Source organism: Novosphingobium sp. CCH12-A3, from assembly GCF_001556015.1.
Classification (GTDB): Bacteria; Pseudomonadota; Alphaproteobacteria; order Sphingomonadales; family Sphingomonadaceae; genus Novosphingobium; species Novosphingobium subterraneum.
Genome location: NZ_LSIA01000277.1, coordinates 1 through 10,417, shown reverse-complemented (window position 1 = coordinate 10,417; position 10,417 = coordinate 1). Strand labels below are relative to the sequence as shown.

Here is a 10,417-nt window from a genome sequence, read left to right as displayed (position 1 = left end):
TTTCCAGCGCCTTGGGAACCCCCTGCGATTCTATCCGGTCGGATTATGCTCTAGCTTGAACCACCGCGGAAGCAGCCTCAGCCTCAACTTCGATCTTGGGGCGCTCTTGCGGCGGTATTCGAGCCTCATCCTTCGCCCGCAATCCATCATCAAAATAAGCGAAGTGATTGTAAAGATCTAAGAATCCGCCTAGCTGTTCGCCAATAACTGGTTCAAGCTTAGCTTCGTCATAATCAGGATTCTTCGAGGCTTCTCGATGGGCCAGATAAAGACGCCGCAAGGAATTTGCATCTCTCCAAACCAAGTATGCTTCTGCTTCATCGAAATTCTCGGGCAGAGACCGAATCATTCGATCTAAGGCACGCTCCAGCCTCGGGCCTAACCTTTGATTTTCACCTTTGAGCTCTGTCGCAACTTGGCGAAGATCCTCATAGGCACGGCGCTGGTCTGGTTCATCCCGAAGTGCCTTCTGATCCTTATGAGGCAGTCGATCAAGGCGACCGTCTAGGTTGATGCCATAAGTCGTTGAACTTGTCTCCTGAGGCGGAGTTGGAACTTGTTGTTCATGAGAATCCGCATTCTTCGAAACAGGCCCAACTGAAGATTCTAGGTCAGACGAGTCATCTAACAGTTCTTCATCAAAGTATGCCGCCCGAGGTTCAAGCAAAAGTTTTGCTGAGTAACTAATCGGAAGATCGAAGAAAAATTTCAAATTTGAAACCGGAGGCAAGTTGCCTTTCAGATAAATTATGTCGACAGCAACTTGAGCCGCCACCAAAAGCGCGCGGATTTCCTTAACCCATTGCTCTGCATAACCGATTAAATTTGCTCTATGATCAAAAGTATAACACACGCCCAATCTGTCTGCTGACTTTCTTGCATCACGCAATAACTTGACGGAATCAAATATTTCTCTATCCAAGCCCCTCGGCTTAAAGGATTCAATAATTATATCAATATTTTTATGTCCTATGTAAGCATTATTTAGCGTGTTTAAGTCATGCGTATCCCTTACAATGAATGATGTAATTCCAGACCGCAGACACAAATCTGCAATCTGATGCGCCCTTAGCCCTCTTACCCTAAGTGCAATTTTAGCATCCGGAAATCGTCCGATCACGGAGACAGCTTTTGCTGCGGATGAAATCGCAAACCCTCTTATTCCAAGGCTATAAAGTGCTCGTAAATGCGACATCGGCGTCGCTGACCCGACCGGGTAATAAAGCTCGCTAGGCAGATTCTGCATTAACTCGATAGCTCGGTCAGTGAACTTCAAACTAGTCCGACTCGTCATAGATACCTGCTTGCAAAATAATTTTTCAATTCACATCACCGAGCATACAGCATGGCTCACGCGACACTTTGACTCGTTTTTGGATCAACGGGACAGTTTACTCAATCCCCAATTAGCCACCCACTTAGGCAACACCGAGGCCCAGCATTCGCAGATTAGCGGCGTTGTGCTGGCATCCTTCGACAGCCTCAGAATGAGCGGGGCTTGGGTGGTGGGGTGGTTACCACTTGCTTCGTCATCCTGAACTTGGTTCAGGATCCGTTTTGCCGATTGGGCCTCCGCATGTGGGGAGAGATGGACCCTGAACCGAGTTCAGGGTGACGGGGTTTGTGTTTAGAGGGGGTGGTGTTGCGAGGGTGCCCCTCCACCATCCTGCGGATGGTCCCCCTCCCCGTAACGGGGAGGAACCGGGGTGCCCCTCCGCCACCTTTGGTGGTCCCCCTCCCTCCTTCGACAAGCTCAGGATGAGCGGGCGGGGAGGAACTAGCGCTTCAGCAGGGGGGCCATATATTGGCCGGTGAAGCTGCGGGGGTTCTTGGCGACCTGCTCCGGGGTGCCTTCCGCCACGATCTCGCCGCCGCGGACGCCGCCTTCGGGGCCGAGGTCGATGATCCAGTCGGCGGTCTTGATCACGTCGAGGTTGTGTTCGATCACGACGACCGAGTTGCCCTGTTCGACGAGGCGGTGAAGGACTTCCAGCAGCTTGCGCACGTCTTCGAAGTGGAGGCCGGTGGTGGGCTCGTCGAGGATGTAGAGCGTCTGCCCGGTGCTGCGGCGGGCGAGTTCCTTGGCGAGTTTGACGCGCTGGGCTTCGCCGCCCGACAGCGTCGTCGCCTGCTGGCCGACCTTGACGTAGCCCAGGCCCACTTCGTTGAGCATGTGCATCCGGTCACGGATCGGGGGCACGGCCTTGAAGAACTCCTCGGCGTCCTCGATCGTCATGTCGAGCACGTCGGCGATGGAGTGGCCCTTGAACTTCACCTCGAGCGTTTCGCGGTTGTAGCGCTTGCCGTCACACTCCTCGCAGGTGACGTAGACGTCGGGCAGGAAGTGCATCTCGATCTTGATCAGGCCATCGCCCTGGCACTTCTCGCAGCGGCCACCCTTGACGTTGAAGCTGAAGCGGCCGGCCTTGTAGCCGCGCGCGGCGCTTTCGGGGAGGCCGGCAAACCAGTCACGGATCAGGGTGAAGGCGCCGGTGTAGGTGGCGGGGTTCGAGCGCGGGGTGCGGCCGATGGGCGACTGGTCGATCTCGATCACCTTGTCGCAGTGTTCAAGCCCGGTGACGCGATCGTGCGCGCCGGCGATCACGCGCGCGCCATTGAGCGTGCGGGCGGCGACGGCGTGGAGCGTGTCGATGGTGAAGCTCGACTTGCCCGAGCCGGAGACGCCGGTGACGCAGGTGAAGGTGCCCAGCGGGATCTTCGCGCTGACGTTCTGGAGGTTGTTGGCGCGCGCGCCCTCGACGCCGATGAACAGGCCGTTGCCCTTGCGGCGGGTCCTGGGGACCTCGATCTTCCGCGCGCCTGTGAGGTACTGGCCGGTGAGGCTGTTGGGGTTGTTGAGAATATCGTCCAATGTGCCCTGCGCGACGATCTCGCCGCCGTGGACGCCCGCGCCGGGGCCAAGATCGACGACGTGATCGGCGGTGCGGATGGCGTCCTCGTCATGCTCGACCACGATCACGGTGTTGCCGAGATCGCGCAGGCGCTTGAGGGTTTCGAGCAGGCGGTCATTGTCGCGCTGGTGGAGGCCGATGGAGGGTTCGTCGAGCACGTAGAGCACGCCCGAGAGGCCCGAGCCGATCTGGGACGCCAAGCGGATGCGCTGGCTCTCGCCGCCCGAGAGGGTGCCCGAGGTGCGATCGAGGTTGAGGTAATCGAGGCCGACGTTGTTGAGGAAGCCGAGACGCTCGTTGATTTCCTTGAGGATGGCCCTGGCGATCTGGCTCTGCTGGCTGGTGAGCTGGCTGTCGAGATTGGCGTACCATTCGACCGCGGCGGCGACGGAAAGGCGGGTGACCGAGGAGATATCGCGCCCGGCGACCTTGACCGACAGCGCCTCGGGCTTGAGGCGCTTGCCTTCGCAGGTCTCGCACGGTTGCGCGGTCTGGAACTTGCCCAGCTCCTCGCGCATCCAGGCGCTTTCGGTTTGCAGCATGCGGCGGTTGAGGTTGCCGATCACGCCTTCGAAGGCCTTGTTGACGGTGTAGCTCTTCTTGCCGTCGATGAAGGTCAGCGGCACCGCCTTGCCGGCGGTGCCATAGAGGATGACGATCTTGACCTCGGCCGGCAGCGCGTCCCATGGCGTATCGAGGCTGAAGCCGAAATGCGCGGCGAGGCTGGCGAGGACCTGCATGTAATAGGGCGACGGCGGGTTGCTCTTGGCCCAGGGGACGACGGCGCCCTGCTTGAGCGACAGGTTCTCGTTCGGCACGACGAGCTGGGGATCGAACAGCAGCTTTTCGCCAAGGCCATCGCAGGCGGGGCATGCGCCCTGGGGGGCGTTGAACGAGAACAGGCGCGGTTCGATGGACTCGATGGTGAAGCCGCTGACGGGGCAGGCGAACTTTTCGGAGAAGACGATGCGGTTGGCGGCAAGGCCGGTCTTCTTCATTCCCGTCTTCTGGGCGCCCTTCTTGCCATTGGCGTCCGATTCTTCCTCGCGGCCGGGGACGACGCCATCGGCGAGATCGACGTAGGCAAGGCCGTCGGCCAGCTTGAGGGCCTGTTCGAAGCTGTCGGCCAGGCGGGTCTGGATGCCGTCGCGGACGGCAATACGGTCAACCACCACCTCGATGTCGTGCTTGAGCTTCTTGTCGAGCGCAGGCGCGTCCTCGATCGGCATGATCTCGCCGTTGATGCGGACGCGGGTGTAGCCGGCCTTCTGCCATTCGGCGAGCTCGCGGCGGTATTCACCCTTGCGGCCGCGCACGACCGGGGCGAGCAGGTAGGCGCGGGTGCCTTCGGGCAGGGCCATGACGCGATCGACCATCTGGCTGACGGTCTGCGCGCTGATCGGCTCGCCGGTGGCGGGGCTGTAGGGCACGCCGATGCGCGCCCAGAGCAGGCGCATGTAGTCGTAGACCTCGGTGACGGTGGCGACGGTCGAGCGCGGGTTGCGGCTGGTGGTCTTCTGCTCGATGGAGATGGCGGGGGAGAGGCCGTCGATATGCTCGACATCGGGCTTCTGCATCATCTCGAGGAACTGGCGCGCATAGGCGCTGAGCGATTCCACGTAGCGGCGCTGGCCCTCGGCATAGATCGTGTCGAACGCGAGGCTCGACTTGCCCGAGCCCGAGAGGCCGGTGATGACGATCAGGCTATCGCGGGGGAGATCGACGTCGATCCCCTTGAGGTTGTGTTCACGGGCGCCGCGGACGGAAATGGTAGTGAGAGACATGCGCGGCGGTGTTCCATATTTGTTCGGGTTTCGCAAGGGATTCGGACGGAAGTGCCGGCCCGGATGCAAGCGCCATGTGGGGAGCGGACCAGTGCAGTGCAATATGGGCTTTCGGGGGCACGGTTTCGCTTCCCCGGGCGCGACGAAAGGGACGGTGGCTGCGACCGGGTGCCAACGGTTCGGCGCAAGGTGGATTGCGCGGGTGCCGCGGCCGCGGGATGAAGCAGCGATAACATGAGGGTCTCGGGAATGAACGTGCGGATGATGTGCAGCGCGCTGGCGCTTGGGGTTGTGGCTCTGCCGGGCGTGGCGCTGGCCGACGATCCCCATGACCCGCAGATGCGCACGCAGGCTGCGCGCGAACGCGACCGGGCGATCATCCGCAAGCTCAACCAGCAGGAACTGGCCCGCGTGCGCGAGCGCGATGCCCGCTATGCGAAAGACTGGGCGGCGTGGCGCCAGCACAACGCCCGCAGTGGCCGTGGAGGCCGCGACGGCGACCGCGGCTATGCCCAGGCCCAGGACGATTACGAGCAGCGCATGGCCGAATGGCGCCGCGCGGTGGCGGCGTGCCAGGCCGGGCGCTACGAATACTGCGCGCGTTGACGGGTCCTATGGTCAAACGCGTCAGTTCTTCTTGGCAAGCAGTACGCCGTCGACCGTAAGCAGATACTGGCGCAGTCCGTCGTATTGGCGGATATTGAAAATCGCCCCAAGTTCTTCGGCTTGCGGGCCGAAGAAAAGGCCGCGGATATCTCCGCCGCCCACACCACCAACGAAGGACGTCCCGTCTACCGTTGCAGCTATCCCGAGCTCCCCAAGATTGATGAATTGCCCGTTGGCAAGGTTTCTTAGCGTCGGATTCATCGAGCCAGAAATCTGATAGTTTGCAAAGTTCACGGAGAGTTTTGACGTCCCGCTCAATGCATAGCTTGCCTTGTCACTGTCGCTGCCAAAGCCGCGCAGTATGCCACTGTAACTGGCCTGGCCTGCCTTTGGCATGACGGCCGAATCCGTTCTTATTCCCCACAGCAGATTCCGTCGCTCAGTCACGCCTGTGGCAGGACGGACAAAAGTCAGTTCCGTGAAAGTTGCGTAGGACAGTGCTATTTCGCTGTTTTCGCTTCCAACCTTGTAGACCTTGCCGGTGATGTCGTAGCCCCCCTGGGAAAGCGAGTAGGTCACGAAGTTCGCATCGGTCTGCTGAGTACTGCGCTGTTGCGGCCCGAGAACCACTTCTCCGGCATCGAAGGTGACAGAGCCGGGAATGGTGTAGGTCTTGGCGACCGGATCGTATCGCATCACTGTGAGATAGAATCCGCGGTCGTAACCACCGATGAAGCTTGTGGCTTGGCTTAGTTCCGCTAACGTCGGAAGGTTCAGCGAGCTGTCCTTGCGTCCGACCAGTGCTCCCGCCATGACGAAGCCGTTCTCGTTCACGCCCGAATAGGACAGGCCGATCTCCGCAGCCTCCGGACCAAACAGGCCGCCCGCGAGCGCCCCTTGATAAGTGCCAAAAGCTGCAAGTGCGACTGACCCGCTGATCCGGGCATCCGACGCACCGACCTGTCCGGTCAGACTGAGCACGCCGTCACGATCACCGTTGGACTTCCGACTTCCATCTGCGTTGAAGAGTTGAATGTTTGCCGAACCGCTTATTCCGCCGGTCGCGAGTTCCGCAGTCACGATGCCGGTGCCTCTGAAACTCAGCGGCGCAGGTTCGCCCGAGGAAGTCAGCGCGCCAAGGACCTCCGACCGGTAATAGCCTTTGCCGGTTCTGGGGACAGATGCTGTCGGCACGCCGTATACAAATGCGTCAAAAGTCCCGACAACGCCGGACGACGACCTGGTCTGCCGTTGCCAGAATCCCGCTCCGACATACTTGTAATCGTATGACGCTGTGCCGCTGGAGTTACCGGTGAGCGTGAGCGCCTGCGAGGTTGAACCACTGGTCTGCTGATAAGTCGCAAGCCCGGAACGCGTGGCGGAGCCTGCCGTCATGCTGCGTCCGGCGGTCGACACTGTATAGGTCCCGGCAGAAGCATCGTACTTGAATGTCAGCTGCTGAACGCCCTGGCTTTGAGCACTGATTCCACCGGAATTGTCGAACGTCGCAGCTGCGGTGCTAGCGCTTGTCGCAAACGTCTCGCTTACCAGCGGTGCAATCAGATCCGCGTTGGCGCTGGAGGTCGGCGTCGGAGTGGGCGTCGGCGTCGGAGTGGGAACAGGCGTTGGCGTGCTGCTCACACCGCCGCCACTACCACCGCCACATGAGGCCAGCAGGAGGGCGAGCGTTGTCGTGGCTGTTGCGGCGAAAATCTTGCGGTTCACGGTTGCCCCCGTTGCTGGCCCGAATCCCTGTATTCAGACACCAATTCGGAGGAAGAATTAGCCAGAACCGATGTTAATCGCGAACATCTATTTGGATCAATTGTGTGATTTTAATCACGTTTTGGAGACTTCTAGTCGTGGGACCGCGTGCGAGGAAGGCTCACCCCAACCCCTCCCGCTTTCCGGAGGGGGCAAAGAGGTTGGTTTTCGCCCTTTTCTGCAAGGCGCTGTCCCATTCGGGCCGCTCCACCAACCTGCGGATGCCCCCCACCTTGTTGAAAGCAGGAACGGGCTCAGTTCTTCTTGCCGAACAAAGCGCCCTGAACGCTGAGCGTGGTGTCAGTGGTGCCATTGAGGAAGAAGGTGTAGCCAGCCTCGATCCCGCGCGGGCCGAAGAATGCACCACTGAAGGCGCCCGAAGCGTTGCTTCCCGAAAGCGTGCCGGTGAAGCCCGGGCCGGAACTGCTGATCGTGCCGGTGCCGTTGAAATTGCCAAACGAGGTGACCACGGTGCTGTTGGGTGCCTTGCCCGCGAGCGTCAGGCTGGTGCTGACCGAATTGCTGCCGAAATTGGCCGAGAATGTGCCGGTCGATTCACCAATCAGGTAGTAGCCCTGCCCGCTTCTGGCGGCGAGCCCGACGACTTGGGTCGCATAAGTGGCGCTGCCGCTACGTGGCACATCGGTGGCCTGGGTGGGCACGCCTCCGACAAGGCTGTAAGATCGGTCCGCACCCGGCTGATAATGCGTCCAGTTGCCGAACAGCGCGTAGCTGAGCTTCACGCCGTTGACGCTGGGATTGGAGATTGAAAGAAAATCGACAGCGCCGTTGCCGGCAGGCTTCTGCCAGGTGACGGTCGTATCGTTACGATTGACGACCTGCGCGGGCGCAAATTCGACAACTAGGCCACTGCCGTTGTTGAGGTTGTAGGAATCGGTCGCGGCCGAATACCTGATCTCCACGCCCTGGCCGAAAGCAAGGGTGCTTTGGTTCCTGAGTTCCGGGCCGACGGGCACGCCGGTAATTCCGCCCGACTGGAAGGTCTGATCGCCGGACAGTTCGGCAAGCGTCTTGTATGTGACCGGCGGAGGCGTGGATGCCATGCCGCCGCCACCATCGCCACCGCCGCATGAGGCCAGCAAGGTTGCAAGCGAAAGGGTGGCGGTGGCGTTGCGCAGCGTCGTGATCATGTTGCCCTCTGTTGCTGCCCGAATCTCCGCACCGGGCAACCCGATGACTAGAACTAGAGGCAAACCCGTAAGGGCGCGAACGTAAAGACGGGCCAAGCATGTGATTTTCATCACAATCCTTGCGTGCGCAAAGGTGCATGATGGCTACTCTGAGGGGAAATTTCGTCGGTCAACTACGTAACTTTGTCGAAACCATACAATCGCGCGTGACGAAACTTTGCTAGGGCCTGCTAACCAAAGATAGGGTTTCAGGGCCACCAAGCATGAGCGCCGACCGTCCATTGCCAACAATTCCGGCAGCATCCGGCAACCCGCCGGCGCAGAGCCTGTTCTGCCGCAGCGCTGGCGCGCGCGAGGATCGTCCGGCGATCTCGATGCGGGTGCGCGAGAGCTTTGCCGCCTATTTCGCGGCCGACTTTGCCGCCGCAATGACCGAGCATCGTCACGAAAACGACCAGATCGCCCCGACCGCGGCGTAATACATCTTCTACATCGCCAGCGCCATGTGGCCGGGCTCACCCAGCCAGCGTGCATCGAGATTCCAGACGCGGGCGATGACCTCCTGCGAGAGAGCATCGCGTGGCTTGCCCTGCGCGGCGACGCGGCCCCTGTCGAGCACGACCACGTGATGGGCATGGTTCATCGCCAGGGCGAGATCGTGGACGACGAGCACGACTCCCCTGCCCTCTTCCGCGAGCCGGCGCAGGCGCTGGATCAAGGCCTGCTGGTGGGCAAGATCGAGCGCGGCGAGCGGTTCGTCGGCCAGAATCCAGTGCGGCTTCGTGGCGAGCACCCGGGCAAGCAGGGCGCGGGCGCGCTCGCCCCCTGACAGGGTGGACAGCGAGCGCTCGGCCAGAGGTTCGAGCTGCATCGTCGCGATGGCCTGAGCCACGGCTTCGGCATCCTCGGCGGGACTTGCGCGGTGCGGCAGGCGGCCAAGTCCGACGAGCGTGCGGACCGAGAGGTTCCACGCGACCTCGCCCGATTGCGGAAGATAGCCGATACGGCGCGCGCACTCCTGCGGCAGCATCTGCGCCAGCGGCTGGCTGGCAAGGGTGACGGTGCCGGTTGCGGGCTCGATCAGGCCGGCAAGCGCGGCAAGCAGCGTGGACTTGCCTGCACCGTTGGGACCGACAATGGCAGTGACACCGCCAGCGCACAGTTGCGCGGTGACGCCCTGCAGGCGGTGGGGGATGGTCAGCCCAAGCGCTTCGAGCATCATGCCAGTTCCCTCCGCAGCTTGAGGAGCAGGCGCAGGAAGAACGGCGCGCCGGCAAGGCTGAGCGCTATGCCGAGGCGAAGCTCGCCTCCTTGCAGCGGAAGGACGCGGCACAGGCAATCGGCGACAAGCAGCAGCAGCGCTCCGGCCAGGGCGGAGGGGAGGAGCGTGGCCGAGGGGCGCTGGTCGGTGAACGGGCGGACGAAGTGCGGGACCATCAGGCCGACAAAACCGATCATGCCCGCCACCGCGACCCCGCTGCCGACGATCAGGCCGATGGCGACGATCATGATGCCAAGAAGGCGCGCAGGTTCGACTCCCAAAGAGCGGGCGGCGGCCTCGCCCAAGGCAAGGGCATCGAGCGCGGGGCCGGCGCGCCACAGGGCAGCGAGGCCGAGGATGGTCAGCGGGGCAGCCAGGCGCACCTCGTGCCAGCCGCGATCGGCCAGCGCCCCCATCAGCCAGGTGACGATCTCGGACAGGGCGAAGGGATTGGGCGAAAGGCTGATGGCAAGGCTGGTCATGGCCCCGGCAAGGCTGGCGATCATCATGCCCGCCAGCGTGAACAGTGCAATGCCGCCACTTCGCCCGGCGATCAGGGCAAGCAGGGCCATGGCTCCGGCGGCTCCGACGAGGGCGAAGAGCGGGAGCGTGAGCGCTTGCGTTTCGTAGCCGGTGTAGAACGAGAGGACCGCGCCGAGCGCTGCAGCCGGGGCGATGCCGAAGAGGCCGGGGTCAGCCAGCGGGTTGCGCAGGTAGCCTTGCATGGCCGCGCCGGCAGCGCCCAGGCCCCCGCCGAGCGTCAGGGCAAGAAGCGCGCGGGGCAGGCGCAATTCCATGAGGATCGCGGTGGCGTTGGGGACGGGGGCGCCGAAGGGGTCGATCCACACTTGCCCGGCGAGGAGCGAGAGCGGGAGGGCCAGTGCCAGGGCGGCGCAAAGGGAAATGACGGGGCGGGTCATTTGGTGGCAGTGCCTGCCA

8 protein-coding genes are annotated in these 10,417 nt (G+C 62.0%); 2 read left to right on the top strand and 6 right to left on the bottom strand.

The genetic code is table 11. From position 1 onward, the window contains the following. Positions 1-43: 43 nt before the first annotated feature. Together AX703_RS27605 and uvrA are read right to left on the bottom strand one after the other, a co-directional pair. Positions 44-1,276 carry a hypothetical protein gene (locus AX703_RS27605; protein ID WP_156452180.1) on the bottom strand — a complete coding sequence of 411 codons (1,233 nt, stop codon included), beginning with the start codon at positions 1,274-1,276 and terminating at the stop codon, positions 44-46. A gap of 501 nt (positions 1,277-1,777) precedes the next feature. Further along, complete coding sequence (gene uvrA / locus AX703_RS22170; protein ID WP_062347321.1) at positions 1,778-4,696, bottom strand: excinuclease ABC subunit UvrA; 2,919 nt, start codon at positions 4,694-4,696, stop codon at positions 1,778-1,780. Positions 4,697-4,930: 234 nt separating this feature from the next. On the opposite strand from uvrA, the gene AX703_RS22165 reads away from it, so the two are divergent. Beyond that, on the top strand, positions 4,931-5,302 hold the full coding sequence (locus AX703_RS22165; RefSeq protein WP_082734752.1) for a hypothetical protein: 372 nt from the start codon (positions 4,931-4,933) through the stop codon (positions 5,300-5,302). Between the two features lie 21 nt (positions 5,303-5,323). Here AX703_RS22165 and AX703_RS22160 read toward each other — a convergent pair whose 3' ends face one another. After that, positions 5,324-7,027 carry a transferrin-binding protein-like solute binding protein gene (locus AX703_RS22160; protein ID WP_062347319.1) on the bottom strand — a complete coding sequence of 568 codons (1,704 nt, stop codon included), beginning with the start codon at positions 7,025-7,027 and terminating at the stop codon, positions 5,324-5,326. 293 nt (positions 7,028-7,320) lie between these two features. Next, the gene (locus AX703_RS22155) at positions 7,321-8,217 is read right to left on the bottom strand and encodes a hypothetical protein (protein WP_062347318.1); all 897 of its coding nucleotides are present in this window, start codon (positions 8,215-8,217) and stop codon (positions 7,321-7,323) included. Between the two features lie 263 nt (positions 8,218-8,480). On the opposite strand from AX703_RS22155, the gene AX703_RS22150 reads away from it, so the two are divergent. Then, a complete protein-coding gene (locus AX703_RS22150) occupies positions 8,481-8,696 on the top strand; it encodes a hypothetical protein (protein WP_062347317.1) in 216 nt (71 codons plus the stop codon). A gap of 8 nt (positions 8,697-8,704) precedes the next feature. Here the strand turns inward: AX703_RS22150 and AX703_RS22145 are convergent, their stop codons facing one another. Together AX703_RS22145 and AX703_RS22140 are read right to left on the bottom strand one after the other, a co-directional pair. Next, entirely contained in the window at positions 8,705-9,436 is a 732-nt protein-coding gene (locus AX703_RS22145) for an ABC transporter ATP-binding protein (protein WP_082734751.1), read from the bottom strand. Further along, positions 9,436-10,398: an iron ABC transporter permease gene (locus tag AX703_RS22140; protein WP_039337390.1), complete on the bottom strand. Its 963-nt coding sequence runs from the start codon at positions 10,396-10,398 to the stop codon at positions 9,436-9,438. Before AX703_RS22140 ends, AX703_RS22145 begins: the two co-directional genes overlap by 1 nt. Between the last annotated feature and the right edge of the window lie 19 nt (positions 10,399-10,417).

Coding starts and splice junctions, on each gene's coding strand:
- uvrA (WP_062347321.1), bottom strand. CDS start 4,696: ATGTCTCTCACTACCATTTCCGTCCGCGGCGCCCGTGAACACAACCTC.
- AX703_RS22165 (WP_082734752.1), top strand. CDS start 4,931: ATGAGGGTCTCGGGAATGAACGTGCGGATGATGTGCAGCGCGCTGGCG.
- AX703_RS22155 (WP_062347318.1), bottom strand. CDS start 8,217: ATGATCACGACGCTGCGCAACGCCACCGCCACCCTTTCGCTTGCAACC.
- AX703_RS22150 (WP_062347317.1), top strand. CDS start 8,481: ATGAGCGCCGACCGTCCATTGCCAACAATTCCGGCAGCATCCGGCAAC.
- AX703_RS22145 (WP_082734751.1), bottom strand. CDS start 9,436: ATGCTCGAAGCGCTTGGGCTGACCATCCCCCACCGCCTGCAGGGCGTC.
- AX703_RS22140 (WP_039337390.1), bottom strand. CDS start 10,398: ATGACCCGCCCCGTCATTTCCCTTTGCGCCGCCCTGGCACTGGCCCTC.